The 24,336-nt window shown below is 38.3% G+C and carries 19 protein-coding genes and 1 other RNA gene; 3 read left to right on the top strand and 17 right to left on the bottom strand.

The window, feature by feature from the left end; translation table 11 throughout:
• The 4 genes from AC04Q1_RS14825 to AC04Q1_RS14810 form a co-directional block, all read right to left on the bottom strand.
• Positions 1-607, bottom strand: a 607-nt coding sequence (locus tag AC04Q1_RS14825) for a phage integrase SAM-like domain and Arm DNA-binding domain-containing protein (RefSeq protein WP_478365367.1), incomplete at its 3' end; no start/stop codon positions are given.
• Positions 608-869: 262 nt separating this feature from the next.
• Positions 870-1,235: a transfer-messenger RNA gene (ssrA, locus tag AC04Q1_RS14820) on the bottom strand.
• A 131-nt stretch (positions 1,236-1,366) separates the two neighbouring features.
• Entirely contained in the window at positions 1,367-2,566 is a 1,200-nt protein-coding gene (locus tag AC04Q1_RS14815; protein WP_478365366.1) for a pyridoxal phosphate-dependent aminotransferase, read from the bottom strand.
• Positions 2,567-2,628: 62 nt separating this feature from the next.
• Positions 2,629-3,021 (bottom strand): DUF1573 domain-containing protein, encoded by a 393-nt coding sequence (locus AC04Q1_RS14810; RefSeq protein WP_478365365.1) that lies wholly within the window; start codon positions 3,019-3,021, stop codon positions 2,629-2,631.
• 171 nt (positions 3,022-3,192) lie between these two features.
• On the opposite strand from AC04Q1_RS14810, the gene AC04Q1_RS14805 reads away from it, so the two are divergent.
• Both AC04Q1_RS14805 and AC04Q1_RS14800 read left to right on the top strand, forming a co-directional pair.
• A complete protein-coding gene (locus tag AC04Q1_RS14805) occupies positions 3,193-5,613 on the top strand; it encodes an alpha-ketoacid dehydrogenase subunit alpha/beta (protein ID WP_478365364.1) in 2,421 nt (806 codons plus the stop codon).
• A gap of 480 nt (positions 5,614-6,093) precedes the next feature.
• Positions 6,094-8,193 carry a tetratricopeptide repeat-containing sensor histidine kinase gene (locus AC04Q1_RS14800; protein ID WP_478365363.1) on the top strand — a complete coding sequence of 700 codons (2,100 nt, stop codon included), beginning with the start codon at positions 6,094-6,096 and terminating at the stop codon, positions 8,191-8,193.
• A gap of 4 nt (positions 8,194-8,197) precedes the next feature.
• On the opposite strand, the gene AC04Q1_RS14795 is transcribed toward AC04Q1_RS14800, so the two are convergent.
• From AC04Q1_RS14795 to AC04Q1_RS14755, 9 genes are all read right to left on the bottom strand, one after another.
• Positions 8,198-8,953: a LytR/AlgR family response regulator transcription factor gene (locus AC04Q1_RS14795; RefSeq protein ID WP_478365362.1), complete on the bottom strand. Its 756-nt coding sequence runs from the start codon at positions 8,951-8,953 to the stop codon at positions 8,198-8,200.
• Positions 8,954-9,078: 125 nt separating this feature from the next.
• Positions 9,079-9,687 carry a DUF1684 domain-containing protein gene (locus AC04Q1_RS14790; RefSeq protein WP_478365361.1) on the bottom strand — a complete coding sequence of 203 codons (609 nt, stop codon included), beginning with the start codon at positions 9,685-9,687 and terminating at the stop codon, positions 9,079-9,081.
• An 8-nt stretch (positions 9,688-9,695) separates the two neighbouring features.
• Positions 9,696-10,793 carry a chorismate synthase gene (gene aroC, locus AC04Q1_RS14785; protein ID WP_478365360.1) on the bottom strand — a complete coding sequence of 366 codons (1,098 nt, stop codon included), beginning with the start codon at positions 10,791-10,793 and terminating at the stop codon, positions 9,696-9,698.
• Between the two features lie 196 nt (positions 10,794-10,989).
• Entirely contained in the window at positions 10,990-12,279 is a 1,290-nt protein-coding gene (gene aroA / locus AC04Q1_RS14780) for a 3-phosphoshikimate 1-carboxyvinyltransferase (RefSeq protein WP_478365359.1), read from the bottom strand.
• Positions 12,280-12,410: 131 nt separating this feature from the next.
• Complete coding sequence (locus tag AC04Q1_RS14775; protein WP_025142774.1) at positions 12,411-13,550, bottom strand: chorismate mutase; 1,140 nt, start codon at positions 13,548-13,550, stop codon at positions 12,411-12,413.
• Between the two features lie 131 nt (positions 13,551-13,681).
• A complete protein-coding gene (locus AC04Q1_RS14770) occupies positions 13,682-14,515 on the bottom strand; it encodes a prephenate dehydratase (protein ID WP_478365358.1) in 834 nt (277 codons plus the stop codon).
• Between the two features lie 591 nt (positions 14,516-15,106).
• Positions 15,107-16,069 carry a sterol desaturase family protein gene (locus tag AC04Q1_RS14765; RefSeq protein WP_478365357.1) on the bottom strand — a complete coding sequence of 321 codons (963 nt, stop codon included), beginning with the start codon at positions 16,067-16,069 and terminating at the stop codon, positions 15,107-15,109.
• A gap of 2 nt (positions 16,070-16,071) precedes the next feature.
• Complete coding sequence (gene aroB / locus AC04Q1_RS14760) at positions 16,072-17,130, bottom strand: 3-dehydroquinate synthase (protein ID WP_478365356.1); 1,059 nt, start codon at positions 17,128-17,130, stop codon at positions 16,072-16,074.
• Positions 17,130-17,336, bottom strand: a complete 207-nt coding sequence (locus AC04Q1_RS14755; protein ID WP_029275915.1) for an RNA-binding S4 domain-containing protein — start codon at positions 17,334-17,336, stop codon at positions 17,130-17,132. Before AC04Q1_RS14755 ends, aroB begins: the two co-directional genes overlap by 1 nt.
• Positions 17,337-17,430: 94 nt before the next feature.
• On the opposite strand from AC04Q1_RS14755, the gene AC04Q1_RS14750 reads away from it, so the two are divergent.
• Positions 17,431-18,615: a proline dehydrogenase family protein gene (locus tag AC04Q1_RS14750; RefSeq protein WP_478365355.1), complete on the top strand. Its 1,185-nt coding sequence runs from the start codon at positions 17,431-17,433 to the stop codon at positions 18,613-18,615.
• A 284-nt stretch (positions 18,616-18,899) separates the two neighbouring features.
• Here AC04Q1_RS14750 and AC04Q1_RS14745 read toward each other — a convergent pair whose 3' ends face one another.
• The 4 genes from AC04Q1_RS14745 to AC04Q1_RS14730 form a co-directional block, all read right to left on the bottom strand.
• On the bottom strand, positions 18,900-19,220 hold the full coding sequence (locus tag AC04Q1_RS14745) for an Mpo1-like protein (RefSeq protein WP_131530742.1): 321 nt from the start codon (positions 19,218-19,220) through the stop codon (positions 18,900-18,902).
• Positions 19,221-19,228: 8 nt separating this feature from the next.
• Positions 19,229-19,864: an HAD family hydrolase gene (locus AC04Q1_RS14740; RefSeq protein WP_478365354.1), complete on the bottom strand. Its 636-nt coding sequence runs from the start codon at positions 19,862-19,864 to the stop codon at positions 19,229-19,231.
• Positions 19,865-19,992: 128 nt separating this feature from the next.
• Positions 19,993-22,701: a PQQ-dependent sugar dehydrogenase gene (locus AC04Q1_RS14735; RefSeq protein ID WP_478365353.1), complete on the bottom strand. Its 2,709-nt coding sequence runs from the start codon at positions 22,699-22,701 to the stop codon at positions 19,993-19,995.
• A 144-nt stretch (positions 22,702-22,845) separates the two neighbouring features.
• Entirely contained in the window at positions 22,846-24,267 is a 1,422-nt protein-coding gene (locus tag AC04Q1_RS14730; protein ID WP_478365352.1) for a PQQ-dependent sugar dehydrogenase, read from the bottom strand.
• Positions 24,268-24,336 lie beyond the last annotated feature (69 nt).

The following is a 24,336-nucleotide window of genomic DNA, read 5'->3' as shown; positions in this document are numbered from 1 at the left end:
CACTGAAATACACAGCCAGGCAGAGCTTAATGATTTTTTTAAGGTTTTTGATGTATTTAACCGCTGAATTATTATTGCATTTTCTTGTCGTTCTTAAAAAGAAATCATAGTCGGTTAAGAACTCATGGTTGATCTTTCGGATATCGATATCTTTGGATTTATGTTTTTCCTTTAGATATTGTCTAATATGTCTCAACGCAGTCTGATAACGTATCAATGTCATTGGTGCGAATTCAATGCCTACCAATTGTTGCATTTCATTGTTATGGGCCTCAAATACATCGGTAAGCATTCTAACTTGTGTTCCTTTTCCCAAGAAGTTATCTGCAAGACTTTTAGCAGTTACATCTTCCCTAGCCATTAGAAGATTCCTATGCGATTCATGCAGCCTGGATTCTAGCTGTTTAAGATAGAGGTTAATAGCTTTTGCCATTGCGGAATTTCCAATGACCTTTCCATTTGCCCAGTCGTTGTCTGCACATTGTTTTCCTGTAGCAAGATCAACACGTTTTTTTTCGATTGTAATCCTCATGTAGATAGAAGAGTTACCATCGTGATCTGTTTTTCCTTTCTTTAGAAAGAAAAGTAAACTGAAATTTCTTTTCATAAAAGTAATCTTAAAAGTGAAATAAAGTTAAGATTGCAATCAAAAAAAGTCAAGATGTTTACTTGGTAAACTAGCTGTATTACAGTTAGTTATGGTCAAAAGCGGTGAGTCCAAAACTTTCGTAGTCTGACTCACCGCTTGACTCACCTCGCATATGCGTTTTTTGGTCAAAAAAGCCACTAAATGCCAAAAAACACTAAAAGCCTGCAAATCATTGATTTGCAGGCTTTTAGTGTTTTTTGGTGAATTTTGTTACTGATTCCAGTGGAGCCGAAGGGAGTCGAACCCTTGTCCAGTTGTGAGATAAATTATACCTTCTACATGCTTATTTTTCAATTGATTTTCGGGAAATAAACGGGCTGAAAACCGACCTTATTTAAATCCTTAGATACTTTGTCTCACTTTAAGTCGTATCTCCTTAAAGCCAGCTTTGTTGTTTCGATGCCCCGGATTCTAACCCAACAATGCAGCAGTTAGAGGGACAAAAGCTAGTTAGTTCTAAACTAAGCAGCTAAGGCGTAAGTATTTTCGCCAACTAAAATGTGATCGTTCACTTTAAGTGCTCTCCGAACAACGCACTGCATGCTAACATAACCTTCGCCACCCCGTCAAATCCAAGAACGGCCCCAGGTTTTAGTTTACAGTTTTGAGTAATCAGTTTGTAAACCGAACTGCAAATATACAAATTAAATGCCAAATAATAGCTGTACACTAATATTTGGCATCTAAAACTGAAAATTACAAACTGTCAATTGAAAACTATACCCGTCTGCCCGGATATTGTTGCAGTGCTACTTCCAAACAATCCATTGCGGCACTTAAATCATCGGTATTTAATACATATGCCATACGCACTTCATTTTTACCCGAGCCCGGAGTAGAGTAGAAGCCTGTAGCTGGCGCCATCATTACCGTTTGGTTATCGTGACTAAATTCTTCTAAAATCCACTGACAGAATTGATCAGCGTCATCAATAGGGAATTTTGCTACTACGTAAAATGCACCACCCGGATTAGGACAGAAAACGCCATCAATATGATTTAACCGGCCAACCAAAGTATCGCGGCGCAAAGTATATTCGGTATTTACTTTTTCGAAATAGCTATCTGGTGTATCTACAGCAGCGGCTCCGGCAATCTGTTCTACCATGCCCGGACTTAATCTGGCCTGTGCAAATTTTAATCCTGAAGCTATAACTTCTTTATTTTTAGTAATTAAGCAACCTAAACGTGCTCCACAAGCGCTATAACGTTTAGAAACGGTATCCATGATCACAACATTTTCGTCTAAACCGTCTAAATGCATTGGCGAAATAAATTCCCTTCCATCGTAACAGAATTCGCGGTAAGCTTCATCTGAGAATAGGAATAGGTCGTATTTAACGCAAAGCGTTTTTAAAGCTTCTAATTCTTCTCTTGAGTATAAATAACCTGTCGGGTTATTTGGGTTACAGATAATAATGGCTTTGGTTTTTTCGGTAATCAGTTTTTCAAACTCTGCAATTGGAGGGAGCGCAAAGCCATTTTCGATATATGATAGAATCGGTTTTACCACCACATTGCTCATACAGGCAAAACCATTGTAGTTGGCGTAAAAAGGCTCTGGAATGATAATTTCATCTCCTTCGTTTACACAAGTCTGCATGGCAATGGTAATGGCTTCTGAGCCACCAACAGTTACCAGTATATTTTCGGGCGTGATGTTGTAACCCAGTTTATTGTAGTATTCGGTAAGTTTTAAACGGTAGGCAAGTGTACCTTCCGATGGAGTGTAGGCCCAAACATTAAAATCAATGTTTTTAATGGCGTTCAGCATTCCTTCGGGTGTTTCTATATCGGGCTGACCAATATTCAAGTGGTAAACCTTTTTACCATCTTTTTTAGCTTGATCTGCAAATGGAGTTAATTTTCTGATTGGTGATGCAGGCATCTGCACACCTTTTTGTGAAATTTTTGGCATGGCACAAAAATAAAAAAGTCCCGATGAAAATCGGGACTTTTTAAATATTATCGGTTAAAAAATTATTTTGATGCTGCAGCAACAGTTTCGCCTTTAATATAAAGCACTTTAATTGGTGTTTTAGCATTTGAAGTAATGGTTACCGCTTTAGAAAAAGTAGAGGGACCAGCAGCAGCATTAAAAGTTACTGAAATCACACCGGTTTCACCTTTTTTCAGTGGTGTAGAGGTGTATTTAGGTACTGTACATCCGCAACTTGCTTCAGCTTTAGTAATAATTAATGGCTCTTCGCCAATGTTGGTATATTTGAAATCGTAAGTTACTGGTTTGTTTAATACGATTTTGCCGAAATCATGTGTTTCAGCTTCAAATTTAAATTCAGCAGGTTTAGCCTGTGCGTTTGCCGCAATACCAAAACCTAATACAAAAGCGAATAATACTAAGATCTTTTTCATGTTATGTGGTTGTAATTTATTATTTTAATTCTAAAACAAATTTAATATTTTCCTATTAAAACAAAAACTATTCCAATTATTATTTTACAATTCAATATATAATTTTACAATCAAGGATAAAGGCAAACTTTTAATTTTGTATATATTTGCCACAACCAATCTTTGATTACTATGCCGAATGAAAAATTGATGACCAATGCTATTGATGCTTCCGAATTAAGTTTTGATGATTTTAAATCAATCGTTATAAGCGACTATAAAATAGCCTATGAGAGTAGGCAGGCCAGTATTCTAGGCCGGAGAGAAGTATTAACAGGCAAGGCAAAATTTGGTATTTTCGGCGATGGTAAAGAGGTTCCTCAAGTGGCAATGGCGAAAGCTTTTAAGAATGGAGACTGGCGTTCGGGCTACTATCGCGACCAAACTTTTGCCTTTGCAACGGGCATTTCGACTATAAAAGAATTTTTTGCCCAGCTTTATGCAAATCCCACTGATGGAGCCGACCCATTCTCCGGCGGAAGGCAGATGAACTGTCACTTCGCCACAAAATCAGTTAACGAAGATGGCAGCTGGAACGATTTAACACAGATAAAGAACTGCTCATCAGATATTTCGCCAACAGGTGGCCAGATGGCCCGTTTGGTGGGTTTGGCCTATGCCTCTAAATTGTTCAGGGAAAACAGAGAACTCGATTATTTAAAGCATTTTTCTGTTAATGGTAACGAGGTCGCTTTTGGTACCATCGGCAATGCCTCAACATCAGAAGGGGTATTTTTTGAGGCGATTAATGCTGCAGGTGTTTTGCAGATCCCTATGGCCATTTCCATTTGGGATGATGCTTACGGAATTTCGGTTCCGGCAAAATATCAAACGACAAAAGAAGATATTTCAGAGGTTTTAAAAGGCTTTCAGCGTGAGCCTGAACAACCAGGATTTGAAATTTATAAAGTAAAGGGCTGGGATTATCCGGCGCTATGCGAAGTATACGAAAAAGCCATACAGGTTTGTAGGGAGGAGCATGTACCGGTTTTAATCCATGTAACCGAACTTACTCAACCTCAGGGACATTCTACATCTGGTTCTCACGAGCGGTATAAATCTAAAGAACGTTTAACCTGGGAAAGCGAACACGATTGCATCCTGAAAATGCGTGCCTGGATGCTCGATTCGGCCATAGCTACTGAAGAAGAAATTGCTGAAATCGAAAAAGCAGCTAAAATATTTGTCCGTAATGCTCAAAAAGAAGCCTGGAACGAGTTTTTAGATAGTATTAAGCCAGAGCATAAACAAGTGGTAGATCTGATCAGTGGAGTGGCCAAACATCAGCCTGAGCTGGCTAAAATTGCAGCTAATTTAGCTTCGATTGCGGATGCGCAACGTAGAGAGGTTTTTGTTGCCGCACGTAAAGCTATCCGTTTATCGGCTAATTACCCTTCGCCCGAGCGCGATGAACTGTTAAACTGGTATAAAAATCAAGGCACACTTAATCACGATAAGTACAATTCTAAACTACATACCGATGGTAAAGAAAGTCCGGCAAACATAGCTGTCATAGATCCCATCTACGATGAGCTATCCAAAATGGTTGATGGTAGGGAGGTGCTTAATGCCTGTTTTAACGAAAACTTTGCCCGCGATCAACGTTTGGTAGCATTTGGTGAAGATTTAGGGAATATTGGTGATGTAAATCAGGGTTTTGCAGGTTTACAGGCCAAATACGGTGAATTAAGAATTACCGATACCGGCATTAGAGAAATGACTATTATGGGCCAGGGCATTGGCCTCGCCATGCGTGGTTTAAAACCTATTGCTGAAATACAATACCTTGATTATTTGATATTTGCTTTAAATGTATTGAGTGATGATTTAGCCTCACTTTCTTATCGAACCAAAGGGATTCAAAAGGCACCGGTTATCATACGTACGCGCGGTCACCGATTGGAAGGAATCTGGCATTCGGGTTCACCAATTAGTATGCTATTGGGCTCTTTAAGAGGTTTACATCTTTGTGTACCTAGAAATATGACACAGGCCGCAGGAATTTACAATACACTTTTTAGGGCTGATGAACCAGCAGTAGTGATCGAATGCTTAAATGGTTACCGTTTAAAAGAAAAACTGCCTGGCAATGTAGGCGACTTTACTGTTCCATTAGGCAAGGCCGAAATTTTAGAAGAAGGAAGTGATATTACTGTGGTTTCTTATGGTTCTTCGTTAAGAATAGTACAGGAAGCAGCCGAAGAATTGGCACTTTTAGGCATTTCGGTCGAAATTATTGATCCACAAACCCTTTTACCTTTTGATATTACCCATGTCTGTGTAAACTCGCTTTCAAAAACCAATAAATTATTGGTGGTAGATGAGGATGTTCCCGGAGGTGCATCAGCCTATATCCTGCAAAAGATTTTGGAAGAACAGAAAGGATATTTCCATTTGGATGGACAGCCAATAACATTATCGGCTAAAGCGCACCGACCACCATTTGGTTCGGACGGCGATTATTTCAGTAAACCTTCAGTTGATGATGTAATTGAAACAATTTACCAGATGATGCACGATGCAAATCCGACAAAATATCCAGCACTCTTTTAATTTAGTTTAAATGACTGGATTAATTTATATCAAATTGTTAGTTTTAAGCGAATGTATGGGTAAGTAATGTAAAGAATTTTGTTTTTTTATTAATAGGGTAAAAATTCGGTTAATTGTAATAGGATTTTTATATACTTTTATAAAATCAAACAAAATTTTTTATTTTCAGTATGTTTTGCGTCATCCCAATTCTGAAACACTGTAATTTTCAAGGTTTTTTGTGTGTATTTTCTAATAAAAAAGATGATTAGTTTTTGTTGGAAGATGAAGCAATACGTTGTTAATAAACAGATAAATATCTGTGGCATTTTTTTAATAACAGGTGTCTCGCTTTTAATGATTTTGTTTTCTCATGGTATCAGTTTTGCACAGAATAGTGCGCCACAAAAAAAACTGGATAGCCTTTTAAGTTTAAACCAAAAGAACCAAAAATCGGATTCGACCAAGATTAAAATATTGACAGAAGTTTACCGTCAATATATGAGAATTAGGAACATAGATAAAGCTGAAGAATATTTAGATAAAACAATTCGGCTTTCTCACGAAAAGAACCTTAAAAAATTCTCTTCAATGGCCTATTATCAAAGGGCCCTGATGTATCATCGAAGGTCTAATTATCAAAAGGCAGAAGAAAACTATTTGATGGCAGCTTCCGAATTTTCAAGTATTGGTAATCTGGATATGGAAGCTGGTACTTACCTCAACCTTGGTGCATTGTATGGCAGTATTCCCGACTATGTAAAATCGTTAGAAATGAACCAAAAAGCCATTGCTATTTATGAGAAATTGGGGAACGAAAGCGATATGGCCAGCTGTTATACCAATATTTCTACCATTTACCAGAGTTTGGGTAACCAAAGCCAGGCATTGGTTTATATGAATATGGCCTTAAAGGGGTTTGCAAAGGAAGGAGAAAATAGCAGGGGAGTAGCGGTTGTTTATGAACTGATTGGCACAAATTATTTTGAGGCATCTGATCACATGCTAAAGGAAATGAATGTTTTACCAGATCAGAAAATTAAACTGGCGCTAGAGTATTATAATAAGTCGCTCAAGGTAGCAGAAGCGATAAATGATATTGGCATTGTGGCTACAGTGAAACGCGATCTTGGCAACTTGTATACCATTATAGGACAAAAAGATGCCGCATTAAAATCATATCAAAAATCAGTTGAGTTAAGTAAATCTGGCGATAACAAAGAGGCATATGCTTCAAGCTTATATGCGTTGGGTAACTTTTATCAAAAAGAAAACGACTTTTCAAATGCCATTGTTTTGCTGGCCAGTAGTTTGAAAATTGGTGAAGAAAATAGGTTCTTGGATATAGAAAAACAAGCTGCTTTGGGTTTGAGTGCGGTTTATGAAAAACAAAAGGAGTATAATAAATCATTAGCTTATTACAGGCAATATATAGCTGCAAGAGACAAAATTTTTGATCAGGAGAAAGAAAAAGAGATCACCAGGAGACAAATGCAGCTTGATTTTGGTGTAAAGGAACGCGATTATTTAATGAAGCAAAAGCTTACTGAAGCAGAGTTAAAAAGACAGGAGCAGGAACTTGTACTAAGAAGACAACAATTGGCGCTAAGCGATAAGGAAAAAGCCTTGGATTTATTGACCTTTCAGAAGGCAAAAGCCGATCTTGATATTCAACGTTTGGCGCAGGAGGGCAAATTTGCCAGTGTTAAATTTCAGTCTCAGATTGCGGCAGGCATTAAAGACAAACAGATCAGTAAACAAGAGCAACAGATTAAATTTGATGAACGTGTGAAAATATTTCTCACGATTGCCGCCACGCTAATCTTAATTATTGCAGTCGTTATCTTTTTGAATCAGCGAAAAACAACGAGGCTGAATAAAATCATCAATAATCAGAAACGTGAGTTGGAGCAGTTGAGTAAGGTTAAAGACCGTATTTTCAGTGTAGTAAGTCACGATATGCGTACACCTGTAAATTCACTGATTTCCTTTATGCACTTGTTAGAAGGCGGTAATATTGAACAGGAGAAATTAAGCAGTTATGCGGCATCGCTTAAAAACAACTTAATTTATACCTCTACCATGATGGAGAACCTGTTAAACTGGGCTGCTAGTCAGATGCAGGGCTTCAATCCGTATTTAGAATCTTTAGATATTCATCATTTAACAGAAGAAGTCATCAATTCTTTATTGGATAATGCAGATCAAAAGAATTTGACTATTAGGAATTTAGTGCCACGTTATAGCATTTGCAATGCAGATGAAAATATGTTAAGCCTGGTGATCCGTAATCTTATTAGCAACGCTATAAAATTTACGCCCAGTGAAGGTTCAATAGAGGTTACAACAGTTAATCTGGAAAATCACTTAGAAATTAAAATCTCCGATACTGGTGTTGGTTTAACCTCAGTTCAGGTAGATCATTTTAATCAACCAGGTTATCTTGGTGTTGGTGTAAGCACTTTGGGTACGAATAAAGAAAAAGGTACAGGTTTAGGGCTATTACTTTGCAGGACTTTTATTGACTTGATGAACGGTAAAATAACTGCTAATATTAACCCCGCAGGTGGTAGTTATTTTAAAATTGTATTGAAGAAATAGTTTTTTATTTTAAAAATCTCGATAGAATTTTCTTATCAATAGATTTTTCCAATAACTCCTGTCTGTTTGATGCGCTGATTGGCACCAGAAAATTATGGCCTAAGTGCACTTCATGATTGGTTAAGGTAGTGATATGATTGATGTTGATGATATATTGCTTGTGTACCCTGGAGAATATTTTAGATGGCAATTGTTTTTCAAGGTTCTTAAGGCTAACCAAAATAATGTGTTTGTCGGTACTGGTAAACAGTTTAGAAAAGTCGCCCATACTTTCGATATAGATCACATCGTCGTACTTTAATTTTGTGATCCCTTTGGTTTCCCTGAAAAAGAAATGATCAGCTCCTTCGTCATTGGTAGAAGGATCATCGTAATCTTTTTCTTTTCCTACAAGTTTTTTCAGCTCAAGATATTCAATGGCTTTATTCGTTGCCTTTAATATACGCTCGAAAGTGGCTGGTTTTACAATGAAATCTAAAGCATCCAGATTAAAGCTTTCTGCAGCATACTCGCTAAATGAAGTGATAAAGATAAATAAAGGCTGTTTTTTAAGGCTTTTCAATAAATCCATGCCAGATAGCTCGGGCATATCAATATCTGAATACACAATATCTACTGTGGTCCTGGATAAAATTTGTGAAGCTTCTATACTGTTACTGCAAACTGCTATAATATTTAATGATGGAATTTTTTTAAGGTGCATTTCTATTGCATCTCTTTCTATTTCGTTATCATCAACGATTAAACAGCTGTACGTCATGTCGGGATAGAGTTATGTATTTTAGTCAGGGAAAACTAATCTACGCTTAAAGCCCCTAATTTACGTTAAAATGTGGATTATCACATATGCTAAGTATTTTTTTTTGATAAACGTCTTCCAGAAGCTTATTTTCGGTGTTTCTTTTCTCCTGAGTATAATTTTTCGCCAACCTTTATGGCTAAAGATAAATCATTTTCTTCTGGTGGCACCGGACAGCGATAACCATCGCTATAGGCACAATAAGGATTATAAGCCTTATTAAAATCGATTTCAATGCGACCGTCTACAATTTCTTTTGCATCCAGATCAATATACCGGCCACCACCGTAAGTTTCCTTTTTGTTGGTTTCATCGGTGAAGGGCAAAAAGAGGTGGTCTTTATAAACCGGGTTGGTAGATAAAGATACACTTCTATATAAAGTCATTTGTATTTTTATGCCGTTAAGATTGAAGTTTACATGCGCATACCTATAATAATCACTGCTTGTACCATTAAAAGTTGGCATCTTGAAAACCTTTTCATTTTTAAGTAATTCTACTTCAGCTATTACTTTATAGGTGCTATCCGCCTCATAAAAATGAAGGTTTTGCAGATCCTTTTTTTTGAGCGGTGAATTGTTATCCTTAATAAAATCTTGCTTGTATTCTTCACGATGTTTTGAAATCTGCTCAGAATAGCTTTGTGCAAAAGTATTGAGGCTGACAAATAGTAATAAAATGGAGAGTAATCTCATGGCCGAAATTAGATGGTGCTTACCTTGTTTCTTAAAAACTGATCTGCCAGAACCAATGCAGCCATTGCCTCAACAATGACTACCGCCCTTGGTACCACACATGGGTCGTGCCTGCCTTTTCCTTTGATTTCAGAAGCTTCGCCAGCAGCATTAATGGTTTGTTGGTTATGCATGATGGTAGCCACTGGTTTAAAAGCTACTTTGAAAGTAATATCCATACCATTCGAAATACCACCTAAAATACCACCAGCATAGTTGGTAGTGGTTTTAAATACTTTTGAGTGCGCAGCTTTTGGTTGAGGAATATCATTGTGCTGAGATCCCCTTAACTCGCTTCCCGCAAAGCCAGAGCCATATTCGAAACCATGAACCGCATTGATACTGAGCATTGCTTTACCTAAATCGGCATGTAATTTATCAAAAACAGGCTCACCTAAGCCGGCTGGACAACCTTTTACAACACAACCAATTTTTCCGCCAACGGTATCGCCGTCTTTTCTAACAGAATCAATAAATTCAATCATTTCGTGTGCTGTTGCCGGATCGGCACAACGCACAATATTTTCTTCCCTAATCTGTAGCAAAGCCGATAAATCATTGCTTTCCAGGTTTGGCGCCTCGATGATGCCCACTGAGGTTACATGTGCGAAAATTTCGATGCCCTGCTGTTTTAAAAATAGTTTGGCAATAGCACCTGCCGCTACACGGGCTGCCGTTTCGCGTGCAGACGAACGGCCACCGCCACGGTGATCGCGGATTCCATATTTCGCATCATACACATAATCGGCATGGCTAGGACGGTAAACATCGATATTATGACCATAATCTTTTGATCGTTGATCTTCATTAGGAATCAAAAGCGCAATGGGCGTTCCCGTGCTTTTCCCCTCAAACACGCCCGATAAAATCTGAACCGTATCGCTTTCTTTTCTTTGTGTCGTAATTTTGGATTGACCCGGTTTACGTTTATCCAGTTCCGATTGGATAAAATCCATATCGATATCCAATTGCGCCGGACAGCCATCAATAATTACCCCAATGGCCACGCCATGAGATTCACCAAAAGTGGTGATGCGAAATAGTTGTCCGAATGAGTTGCCTGCCATATTTGTTTAGATGTGAGAAGTTAGATAGGAGATTTGAGTATTATTCCTTTTATCATATCTGAACTTCATTGTTTAGATGTTAGATTTGAGATATTAGATTTGAAAATTTTCTCCTCAAATTGCACCCAAATCTGGTTAGATTATTATTGTTGTTTTATTTCTTGAGTCTCACTTCTAGTGTCTCAAATCTCGTGTCTCATATCTCTCTCACTTCAAAGCCAGCTTTCTTCAAATCTTCCCAATAATATGGATAAGATTTTTCTACTACCTGCATTTCTTCAATTTCAACTTCGTTGATCATTAGTGCAAGGGGAGCAAAAGCCATGGCCATGCGGTGGTCCTCGTAGGTGGCAAAGGTAACTTTATCCGGGAAATGAAGATCGTCTGTATTTAAAGTATAAACCAGATTATCTTCAGTAAAAGTGACACCTATTTTAGCCAATTCGTTTTGAAGGGCTGCAATACGATCGGTTTCTTTTATTTTTAAGGTTTCTAAACCTGTAAAAGCCATATTTTTGCCCAGAGCAGCAGCAATAACCACGATGGTTTGTGCTAAATCGGGACAGGTTTTTAAATCTAAAACTTCTTTGGTATCTAAGGACAAGCCTAAGTTACTAATGGCTATTCCCTTATCGGTTTTGCTTGTGGAGATACCAAAAATCTTCATGATATTTTTAATTTGGCTATCACCCTGCAAACTTTTTTCTTTTAAAGCTGGTAAACTGATTTCTGCCTCATCAGCCAGGGCTGCAACACTGTACCAATAAGATGCGGCGCTCCAATCTGGTTCTACTACCAAAGTACCTGGCTTAAAAGCCTGTGGTTTAATCGAAATTGAATTTCCTTCCCAACTATAGTCAATACCAACTTCTGCTAGCATATCTAAAGTCATGTCTACATATGGCTTCGAGGTCAATTCACCTTCAATTTCTAAAGTCAAACCTTGCGGTAGGATAGGTGCAATCATCAGCAATGCTGAAATATACTGACTGCTGATATCACCTTTGATTTTTACCTTAGCGGTTTTTTGGTTTAATGGGCCAACAATATTTAATGGGGGGAAGCCATCTGCTTCGGCATAGGAAATATCCGCCCCAATGGTTTTTAAAGCCTCAGCCAAAATACCAATAGGACGTTGTTTCATCCGCTCAGTTCCCGTTAACAGGAAATTTCCGTTTTTGGCTGAAAGATACGCTGATAAAAAGCGCATCGCTGTTCCTGCAGGACCAACGTCAACCAGTTCGGAGTTTGCAGTTTTCAGTTTGGGATCTTCTCCCAACTCACTACTCTCAGCTCCCAGCTTATTGAGAATTCCATTCAATGTTACCGTATCCGCCGCATTGGAAAGATTTTCAACTTTTACCAGTTTCTTGCTTAAAGCGCTAATAATTAAGGCCCTGTTGCATTCGCTCTTCGAACCTGTTAATTGGATTTCCGTATCAATATTCTTGGTTCCTTTAAAAGAAACTAAGGCGTTTTTCGACATTTTATTCTGTTTTTATTCTTAAATGTATTGTCAGCTGAAAATAGCTGACAATACATTAATCATGTTATTTGTAGAGGTTGTTTTTAGGATTTAGTTTACCATATATCCTAAACTTCTAGCCCTCCATCTGATTAAGCTTTAACTTCAGTATGTTGCTCAGCAGCAATACCTTGTTCAGATTTGCCTGCGTTCATAATTTCAGTTTGTTTGCGGATCGATTCGCCGTGCATCAATTCTAGGAATTTTTCGGTAAAGTTTAAATCTAATTTCAAAGCTTTTGCAAAAGCGTGACCTTTCTTAATGATGGCATCCCAACGGTTAACCTGTAAAATAGTTACCTGATTATCGCGTTTAAATTCACCGATTTTTTCAACGATAGCCATACGCTCACCTAATTTCTGCAATAAGATATCGTCGATTTTATCGATCGATTTACGTAAATCAGCTAATTTATCAGCGAAAGCTTCGTTTGGTGCTTCTGGTTCGCGTACCGTTAAACGGTCTACCAATTCTGCCAAAGCAGCAGGCGTAACTTGTTGTTTAGCATCTGTCCAGGCCACTGAAGGATCAACATGTGATTCGATCATTAAACCTTGCATATCTAAATCCAATGCTTTTTGAGAGATGTAAGGGATTAACTCACGGTTACCGCAAATGTGACTTGGATCGTTGATGATCGGTAATTCAGGGCAAAGTGTTTTTAACTGGATAGCCAGTTCCCACATCGGTTCGTTACGGAAAGAACTTTTCTCGAATGAAGAGAAACCACGGTGAATAGCACCGATTTTAGTAATTCCTGCACCATTAATACGCTCGATTGCACCGATCCATAATTGCAAATCAGGATTAACCGGGTTTTTGATCAATACCGGAACATCATGTCCTTTTAAAGCATCCGCAATTTCCTGAACAGTAAAAGGATTTACAGTAGAACGGGCACCGATCCAAAGGATATCAACACCTGCGGCTAAAGCCTCTTCAACGTGTTTTGCATTTGCAACTTCAACAGCTGTTGGTAAACCAGTTTCTGCTTTAGCACGTTTTAACCACTCTAAACCGATACTTCCGATACCTTCGAATTCTCCCGGACGGGTACGCGGTTTCCAGATACCAGCTCTCAATACCGATACTTTACCGGTAGCAGCCAATAAATGTGCTGTGGTTAATAATTGTTCTTCAGTTTCTGCACTACAAGGACCAGAAATGATTAATGGTTCGTTGTTTACGTTTAACCAGGTGTTTAAAGGTTGAATGTTTAAATTAAGTTTCATGATGATGGGTTTGTTTAAAGTCCGGAGCCCGTAGTAGGAAATCTGGAGTTATATTTTAATTATTTTATTATTTACAAGTTGAATGTTCTGCTATTAGTCTTTGGATTCCTGACTTCGGACTCCCGACTTTTTTATACTTTATCGTTCTTTTGATATTCGCCGAGGATATTAAAGTTGGATGTATATTTTAATGCTTTTCTAACGGCCTTATCGTATTTTTCGGTACTCGGCCACTCTAAGTCGACGTAAAAGTAATACTCATTTCTTTTACCTAAAACCGGCATAGATTGTATTTTTGTTAAGCTTACGTCTTGTTCGGCGAAAATGTTTAAAACCGTAGCCAATGAGCCTGCTTTGTGCCCAACCTGAAAACAGATTGATGCTTTGTTTATTTTCTTTCCTTCGTCTGTTTTATCCTTTTTAAGGATAAGAAAACGGGTATAATTTTTCTTATTCGATTCTACACGGCGTTCTAAAATGTTTAAGCCATAAAGTTCAGCAGCTAAACTGTTTGCAATGGCCATAGTGTCAGTTAATTTCTCTTCCTGTATACGTTTGGCGCAGGCGGCGGTATCATTGCTTTCCACAATTTTAATGTGAGGGTAATCGTAAAAGAAATCGATGCATTGACGGATGGCGATCGGGTGAGAAGTAACTACTTTAATCTCCTCAAACTTTACACCTGGTAACGCCATTAAGTGCAACTGGATTGGCAAGTATACTTCACCTACAACAGAAAAACCATAATCGCGGATCAGTGTGTAGTTTGGTAATAAACTGCCGGCGATAGAGTTTTCGATAGCCATTACCACAAAGTCAGCTTCATTTTTCTCCAGTTTATCGCAGGTCTCTTTAAAAGAATTACACTCTACGGTTTCGATGTCTTTACCAAAGAATTTGTATGCGGCTTCTTCGTGGAAAGATGCTTTAATACCCTGAATTGCTACTCGTTTTGTCGTTTCCATTTTTGTGTTAAAACAAAAAAGTCCCGGCTGTTTGCCGGGACTTTCTTATACATTTTAATATTGTGATATATCTTTTTGCATATTAGCCCCGGCTCTTACTAAAATAGTAAAAGTAACCAAAGTAATATGTGTTTGTATTTTGCATTTCTTTTTTTTGTTGAGCCAAATGTAGTAACAAAATTTTATTTGTCAATAGGAAAATCAAATTATTTTCAATAAAATTTAATTTTGTTTATAGCGGTCTGTTTTCTAAATTGGTCTTTTTGTTATTTAAAATAGCTTAAAAACGGATTTTTATATGGTTGAGGCTCTTGGATCCATCATCTCGACTGAAGCTTAGTCCCGACGTAAGTCGGGAGCGAGATCTACATTGAACATAATTTTTTGGATGAAACTTATAAATTTCTACACTACGGAAATGACGGTTTCTCTCTCAATCATATTCCTTAATCTATCAATTATCATCCAATAAATTATTTCTCAGAATGACAGCATTTTGAAATACGAGGTATCCTCCGTTTTTGCCGTGCATCCGTGGATAAAAAAAAGTTAACAAAAAAGGTCTGTGGAAACACAGACCTTTAGGTTTTTTTATCCTGTAGAACTTAACTCCCCTCGATCGTTTAGTCCTTTTATTTTTTGTTGTTGTAATGCTTCGTAATTCCTTTTTTCCTCCTCGCGCAACTCCTGCTGCATAATTTTGGCAATTTTAGTACTTCCATCATGGCTCCATCCCGGTGGATTGAAGATATATTTCACTTTATCTATAAAAGTTGGTGCTTTTTTCACATCAGCTTTTAACGCAATAAATTCATGGAAAATAATATTTACGGCACCTGTATCTTCGGGTTGTGTAGTTAAACCATATTTCACTACATCTTCTGGCAGTTCTTCCTGAAAGGTTCCAAACCACCTGTCCCAAAGAATAAGAACCATACCCATATTTTTATCCAGGTAACGCACGTTGCTGGCATGGTGCACACGGTGATGAGAAGGTGTTACGAAAATATATTCGTACCATTTTGGGAACTTGATGTTGTATTGTGTATGTACCAGGTTGCCATAAATTTGTGTAACCAGATAGGCAAAGAGAATATCAACCGCAGTAAATCCCATAAATGCCAGTGGCAGGTAAAAGAAAACACGGTATAGAGGTTCGAATACGGTTGAACGGAAACCTGTTGTGAGGTTAAAATGTTCTGATGAATGGTGTGTAACATGCATAGCCCAGAAAAAACGTACATAATGGCCTACGGTATGCAGGAACCAGTATAAGAAATCCTGAGCTAAAATCAATACAATCCAGTACACCCAAACATTGGAGATCTGGAACAAACGGAATTGGTAACAATAGGCCAACAAGAAAAACGTGAATGTTTTTGTGCCTAAATTGATCACCACAGCGGCCGTCATCAGGTAGATGTTGGTCCAGGTGTCGCGTTTGGTATATAACTTTCTGTCGTGCTGGTAACTGAAATACATTTCAACCAAGGTTAAAACGATCACGAAACCAAATAGCCCGATAACAGAAATATCACTTCCGGTAAAATTCATTTTTACAAACTGTTATAATAATCTAAACTGCTTAAAATGTCGGCAGTACTTACACGGCAGTTAAACGTGCATTTGCCCTGTTTTTCTAAAAGTGAGAACAGGATGTTTCCATCTTCGTTCTTTTTATCACTTTGCATCAATTCTAAAAGTGTATCGAAACTTTCTTTTTTGATGTGGTATTTAGGATATAATGATAAAATATATTCGCTGATATCTTGCAGTTCTTCTTTTGTTAGGGTACTGTTTTTGATCGATAAAGCGGCTTCGCAAACAAAACCAATGGCAATGGCCTCACCATGTGTTAATGGATTTTCGTCATTAGCCAAAGAATAACCTTCTACAGCGTGTCCAATCGTATGTCCAAAGTTTAAAATCTTACGCAGGTTTTTCTCCTGCGGATCGATGGTCACCACTTCATTTTTAATTTCTACCGAACGATAAATGTCTTCGGCAGAAGGTGTTAGGTAGTTGCTCTCTTTTAGCTTTTCGTAATACGGCTTATCATAAATTAAACCATGTTTGATCATTTCAGCAAAACCAGATAAAAGTTCGCGCTGTGGTAGTGTTTTCAAAAATGCGGTTTCGATAAAAACCATTTGAGGTAAGGCAAAAGTACCCACCATGTTTTTGACATTATCGATATCGATTCCGGTTTTACCACCTACCGACGCATCAACCTGCGATAGCAGGGTAGTGGGGACATTGATGAAATCTATTCCTCTTTTATAGGTAGAGGCAATAAATCCGCCCATATCAGTAATTACACCACCACCCAGGTTGATCATTAAACTTTTGCGATCGGCTTCAAAATCCAACAGGGTTTTCCATATCCCGATACAAAAATCGATATTTTTGTTTTCCTCACCGGCAGAAGTTTCAATCAGGTCAAATTCAGAAAAATCATCTAAAAGCGATTGAAATAGGGGCAGGCAGATTTCGCTGGTATGTTCATCGGCCAATACAAAAACTTTGCTGTACGTATTGCTTCCTAACAACGTTTTTAATGTTTCAAGATTACTTTCGAAATAAAGGGTGTGGCCTGCGCTGGTTAGTGGTTCCATTAAATAACTTCTATTTTGTTTTCGCCAAAAGTAATAATATCGCCAACTCTAACCTTATAACGTTTGCGGAATTCGACCTCGCCGTTAGTTTTTACTAAACCATCTTCAACAACGGTTTGGGCATCACCGCCACTGCCAACCAATCCGCTTGCTTTTAACAGCTGGATTAATGGAATAAATTCGCCCTCTAATTTGAATTGTATCATTTTATGCAAAAATACGATTATTTAGAGGTTTTTAGTTTTAACAATCAATGCTTTTTATAATTTTGCACCAATCTGACTTATTATATAGATAAAAATGGATTTATCCCCCAACAAACAACCTAATTTCGATAATACGGAAATCGCTTTCCGTCAAAAATCCAACCACGAACTGAAAAAAGCATTTTGGCTTTTTAAAATGATCGGTAGTAATTTTCTTACCAAAGTTGGCCCGGCCATTACAAACTTCTTTTTAAATATTGGTCTGCCGATTCAGGGAGCGATTAAAGCAACCATTTTTCAACAGTTTTGCGGTGGCGAAACCATTGCCGAATGCAATAAAGCTATTGAGCAATTGGATAAGGGGGGCGTGGGTACCATTCTAGATTATTCAGTAGAAGGAGAAGAAGAAGAACAGGTTTTTGACGAAACCTGCGCCGAAATTATCCGTACAATTGTGCGTGCCGATGGCGACGCCAAAATTCCGATTACGGTTTTCAAAATTACCGGAATCGGTCGTTTTGCCTTATTGCAGAAACTGGATGCCAAAGAAACTTTAACAACGGAAGAGCAGGCAGAATACGAAAAGGTAAAATTGCGTTGCGAAATGATCTGTAAAACCGCTTTCGATAAAGGGGTGCCGATTATGATCGATGCTGAAGAAACCTGGATCCAAAATACCATTGATGAACTGGCCCTGGATATGATGCGTAAATTTAACCGTGAACGGATTATTGTGTACAATACTTATCAGATGTACCGTCATGATAAATTAGCTGACATGAAAGCCGACCACTTAATTGCCAAAGCTGATGGCTTTATTCTGGGCGTGAAAATGGTACGTGGTGCGTATATGGAAAAAGAACGTAAACGTGCGGCAGAAATGGGTTATCCTTCGCCAATTCAACCCGATAAAGCAGCATCTGACCGCGATTACAACGAATCTTTGCGTTATTGTGTAGACCATATTGAAGAAATTGCCATTGTTGCCGGAACACATAATGAAGACAGCAGCCGTTTACTAACCTACCTTTTAGAAGAAAAGAATATTACCCATAACCATCCTCATGTATATTTTGCCCAATTGCTGGGAATGAGTGATAATTTAAGCTTTAACCTTGCCGATTCGGATTATAATGTGGCAAAATATGTCCCTTATGGACCTATTAAAGCCGTAATGCCCTATTTGTTCAGGAGGGCACAAGAAAATACTTCAGTGGCCGGACAAACAGGCCGTGAGTTGGGTTTGATTGAAAGAGAATTGAAAAGAAGAAAACTGTAACCCAGTTTTCAGTTAACAGTTGGCAATTTTCAGTTTTGGGTGGTAATAGATACTGCGAACTGAAAATTGCCAACTATTTTATATCGTCATGCTGATCCGATAGTTATCAGATTTAGTTCAGCACCCATCGCACTTTAGAATCGATCAATTTTTTGAAAATGAGTGTGTTTAATTCTTTGCATTGTGCAGTCCCGCTTTTCGCTTTATACCGATGAAACTCGGGTATAACCGCTCCAATCCGGATTTATTAACAAAGGCCTGTTATGATTATTGCCAACTGAAAACTACTTCTTTACCACAAAAGATTGTTTGCCGCTAAGCAGATCGTAGAATAAAATAAAATCGCTTACTAAGCTATAGCCGGGATACTGAAAAGTGGCGGGTTTATTTTTTTCGAAGAAAAAGTGACCCACCCATGCAAAACCATAACCCAATACTGGTATGGCTAAAAAGAAATGCCAGTTGTGAAAAAGAAAGCCTGTGAAAAAGGCAAGACAAACCAATCCTGTACCAATAAAATGTAAAATACGTGAGGTGGTATTGCTGTGTTCTGACAAGTAAAAAGGGTAGAACTCTTTCAGCGACTTAAACTTTTTTTCTGACATACACCAATTTACAAAATTCCGTTTGCTTTTAAAAGGGCTCCGAGCTTAGCAGGTTTTTCGGTCATTAATAGGGTGTTTAAGCCTACTTTTTTAGCCCCTTCTATATGTTGCGGACTATCGTCAATAAACAAGGTTTTTGCAGGGTCCAGGTTATTTTCCTGTAATACCTGTTCGAAAATATTGGTATTGGGTTTACGCAGTTTCATATGCTGAGAAAAATAGGCTTTCTCAAAATAATCGTCGTAATTATTGATTTTAAAAGTAGTTTTTAGGTAATTGATAATCCAATCGTAATGGATTTCGTTATTATTGCTTAATAAAAACGTACGGTATTTTTCTTTTACCTGGAGCAATAAATCGTGGTTTTCCTGAATAGTTCCGATCAACAAGCTGTTCCATGCCTCATCAATCTGTTGATCTGTTAGCTCTGGTTTATCTGCTGCTTTTCTGATTCCTGTTCTGAACTCGGCCGGAGAAATTGCGCCGGTTTCAAAATCATCAAATAATTGATTGTGTGCTTTATGGGCGAAGAAGTTTTCGATATCGGTAATGCCGAGTTTTTGAAAAGATGCTTGCGCAATTCTGAAATCTATATCAAATATTACGTTTCCGTAATCGAAAATAATGTTTTTAATGTTCTGCATGGAAATCCTTCGAATTTGCTGCAAAGATATTATTGCTGGCTTAATGAAGGGTATCAAACGATATTTTTTTACAATAAAAAGCCCGAAACCTATTGTAAATAAATTTCGGGCACAATAGTATATTTAAATTATTTAGGCTCTACTGTAATCGATTGGATAATCGGCCGGTTCTTTTTGTCGCCGGTTTTTAGTTCTTTGAATACAAAATAAAGTGCATGGAATTTTCCATCTGAGATCATATTAACCGGAATACTTTTCCTAAAAGTTGATTTTCCGATCATGATACCTTTACTGTCGTCTAATCTGATTTCGATTTCACCATCTGATCCGGGATCAAGATTTAAAAAGGAGTAACCAAAGCCGGAAATGCCGGATAAATCTACATTCTTAATAGCGATCCAACCATTATCTTTTGTTAAAACCAGTTTTTCGCCACCATAAATATCTTTGCGTTCAAAGCCTCCAAAATCTTTAATATCGTCTGCATCAATAATACTGCTTTTCAGATTGATTGCATTTGTAGTGGTTAGCGGTTTTAAACCTGCGCCTCCTGCATCAGTGTAAGTGGCTTTTAAGGTGAATACTGTTTTCTTTTTATCTGTTGCTGCCGGTGGTACAATTTTTCCTGAGGTTGGAAGTGAAGCTTTAACGGTTTCTTTATTGCCCAATGTCATAATCCACTCGGTTATTTTCTTCACATCTGCTTCTTTCATCGCGGTGTGTGCAGGCATGGGTACTTCTCCCCAAACACCCTGGCTACCGCCAATCACTTTCGACGCCAGATAATCAGAAGCTTTACTATCACTTTTATATTTTGCAGCAATTTTGTCGAAGGCCGGACCGATAGAAACTGCCGATTCTTTGTGGCAGGTACTACAATCGGCTTTTAACATCAATGCTCTGCCTACCATGGTTTGTGCGGCTTGCTGGTGCCCCAGTTGTGCCCCGGCTAAATCCGATCCTTCGGTATAGGTGTTGGAGATATAAATATGGCTATTGTTTACCTTCGCGCCTTTATCGCTCACCAAAACCTTATAATCAATGACTTTATTTGGGAAATAGAAGGTTTTATTGCCAGCCAAATCGATACTAACATTAGGATGTTCGTTTCCGGCGAAAACCGGAATCACCTGACTTTTTGCCGAAGCCTTGCTTTTATCCATCACGGTAACACTTACCGCATATTCGCCCGCTTTAGTAAAAGTGTATTGTAGGCTTGGTGTAGTAGTTGTTTTGGTCATTCCTTTTCCCAGGTTCCAAACGTAGGTTAACACATCTCCGTCTGGATCTTTAGCCGTAACGGTTGCGCTTAATTTATAAGGAAGCAATCCGCTTGTTTTGGCAATATTTAGGCTTTCAACCGACGGTGGTCTGTTTCCTTTTAAATAATCAATTCTGGTAATGGCGGCATCAGGGTTTTTAGTAAACCAACCTTTGCCATATTCAAGAACGTATATTTTTCCATCTGGTCCCAATTCCATATCGATAGGCGCCGCTAAAGAAACTTTCGCCATAAACGGTTCCATACTTACATAATCGCCCTGGGCATTCATCGTTACCGCTTTCACCCATCCCCGAACCCATTCATAAATAATCAGCTTTCCGTTGTAGTAAGTTGGATAGGGCGAATTTGCAGTTGCATAATAAACCGGGCCAGCCATTGCGGTACGTCCGCCTGCACCAACCTGTGGGAATTCTGCTGATTCGCCATAAGGATACCAGATATATGCCGGTTGTGCTGGCGGAAGTTGCTCTAAGCCAGTATTGTTTGGCGAATTGTTAATTGGTTTAGCAGGATCAAAAGCATTGCCGTTGGCCCCATTGGTGTAATCGTAGGCCTTGTATGGGTAGTTATTGCCTATAAATAATGGCCAGCCAAAATTACCGGCTTTACGTGCCTGGTTTACTTCGTCATAACCTCTTGGGCCTCTCAAAGCATCATCGTTGCTGGCATCTGGTCCAACTTCGCCCCAGTATACAAAATTCGTTTTTTGATCTACCGAAATACGATAAGGGTTTCTATCGCCCATTACATAAATTTCGGGTTTCGTTTTAGGATTATTTTTCGGAAAAAGATTACCATCAGGAATGCTGTAGGTACCATCTTCATTTACTTTAATCCTCAATATTTTTCCCCGTAAATCGTTGGTATTACCAGCAGATCTTCTGGCATCGTACTGTTCAAATCCCTTTCTGTTATCAAGCGGGGCATAGCCTTTGTTTACATATTGTTGTTTTGGCGCATCAAAAGGAGTAGAGTTATCACCAGTTGAAACATAAAGCAGGTTGTCTGATCCAAAGGCGATAGATCCACCTGTATGGCAGCAGATTTCGCGTTGAGAATAAAATTCTAAAATAATTTTTTCTGATGCTTTAACAATCTGATCATTAACCAGTTTAAACCTGGATAAGCGGTTTACCGATTTGTCAAAGGGACTGTAAAAAAGATAGATGTACTGGTTTACTGCAAATTTAGGATCTGCGGCCATTCCCAATAAACCTTCTTCTGCATTTACATCAGGCGTATTTGTTTTGAAATACACATCAAGCTTGCCCGCTTCTTTGATTTTTTTGGTCAGGTTTTTATAAATTAATACTTCTCCTCTGCGCTGGGCCACTAAAATATCAAGATTTGGGAGGATAGTCATCTCAGTGGGTTCAGTAAATTCTCCCTGAGCAAGGGTAACCTTAACAAAACGGTCCTGGTCTGGCGTATCAATTTTGTTTTTAGTCTTTAAATTAAAAGTTCCGTTTTTGTAAGTCTTTTTGCTTAATGTGGTTGCTGAAATAAGTAGAACTGCGATTGCAGATAACAATAGCGTAAAGGTTGTTTTCATCTATTTGGTTGAGGGATTTTTTAATAAATATAGAATATTGTTTTTTAGGATCAGGTATTGTATCAAAATTTATGCGAATTTATAACTTGAATGACAGAAGGATTGAATTGAAAGACAAAATAATTTAATTTTCACTTTTAAAACTTATTTCTCACGCTTTGTTGCCTTTAATATATAATCAGCCAGATTTTCGATATCTTTTTTACTAATGGCACCGTTCCAGGCAGGCATGCCCTTATCAATGATACCGTTGGTAATATTGTTAACGATTGATTGTTTATCTGGACCATGTTTAAAGTTACTGCCTATAAGACTATAAACGGTTTCGGTTCCCTGTAGTTTTTCGCCATGGCACGATGCACAAAGCTGTTTGAACATTGTGGCAGGGGTAACTGCAGTGTTTGCTGCTTTATTGTTCGATGAAATATTTTGGGCAAACTGACCGGCTTTTATACTTGAAGGGCTCAACCTGAGTATCATATCGTAAGGCCGTTCCCCTTTGCTTTCTGGAAGATCAAAGTTTGATGTTGATACATAGATGTATCCATCGGGACCTACAACTAATGATCTGATTCTACCATACTGTTTCTTAAGCAATACTTCCTGTTTAACTACTTTACCGTTATCCATTTCAATCCTTAAAATAGATTCGCCTCTTAAACAGGCCACCAGAAGGTTGTTATTGAGTTGAGGAAAGGCTTTTCCCCTATAAAACCTGGCCTCTGACGGGCCAATTGATGGCGTGTATTCCAGAAAAGGTGTAATCATCCCGGTTTTAGTTTCCTGGTGATGGATAACAGGCCATCCATAATTAGCTCCTTTTTCGATCATATTCACCTCATCACCACCGGTTGGCCCATGTTCTGTCGCATAAAGCTGCTTGGTGTTGGGTTCGAAAGCAAGTCCCTGGGGGTTTCGATGCCCGTAAGACCAGATTTCTTTACGTGCGGTATCGTTTTTCACAAAAGGATTGTCGCCAGGAATACTTCCGTCCGCATTTATCCTTAAAATTTTTCCATTATAGGTTTTAAGGTCCTGCGCCAGAATGGGTTGGTCGGCATCGCCGGTGGAGATATAGAGTTTTTGGTCCGGTCCGAAAACCAATCTGCAGCCAGTATGGTTTCTTGCCGCCGGAATCTGTTCAATTAAGGTTTTTGGATGGATAAGGGTATCATTTTTGAATTCATATCGAACCACTCGGAGCCATAGGCGGTTATCCGCTCCATAATTGTGTGCGAGATAGATAAAATGATTTTTGATAAAAGCGGGGTCGATCACCATTCCTAAGAGCCCTGTTTTAGTTTCTGCTTTGATATCATTTACCTGAAGAATTGGTTTTTGGAGAAGCTTACCGTTACGGTAAAGGCGGACCACACCTGGACGTTCGGTGAACAGCATGCTGCGGTCAGGCAAGAAAGTAATTTGCCAAGGAACAGATAAATCTTTGGCTAAGGTATCGATCTTAAAAAACACATTGCTTTCGTCTGCGGGTGCTTTATAAGTAAAACTACTGGCAAAAGCAAAGGCAGCTATAAAAGCCAAACAAATAAAATGTTTTGTTTTCATCTTTTTAAAATTTGTTAAATCGTTTTACTTAACTAAATATAGGATTAAAATATTTAATTACTTAGCGCC

This window comes from Pedobacter humicola, from assembly GCF_056490705.1.
This window is presented reverse-complemented; position numbering and strand designations above follow the sequence as displayed.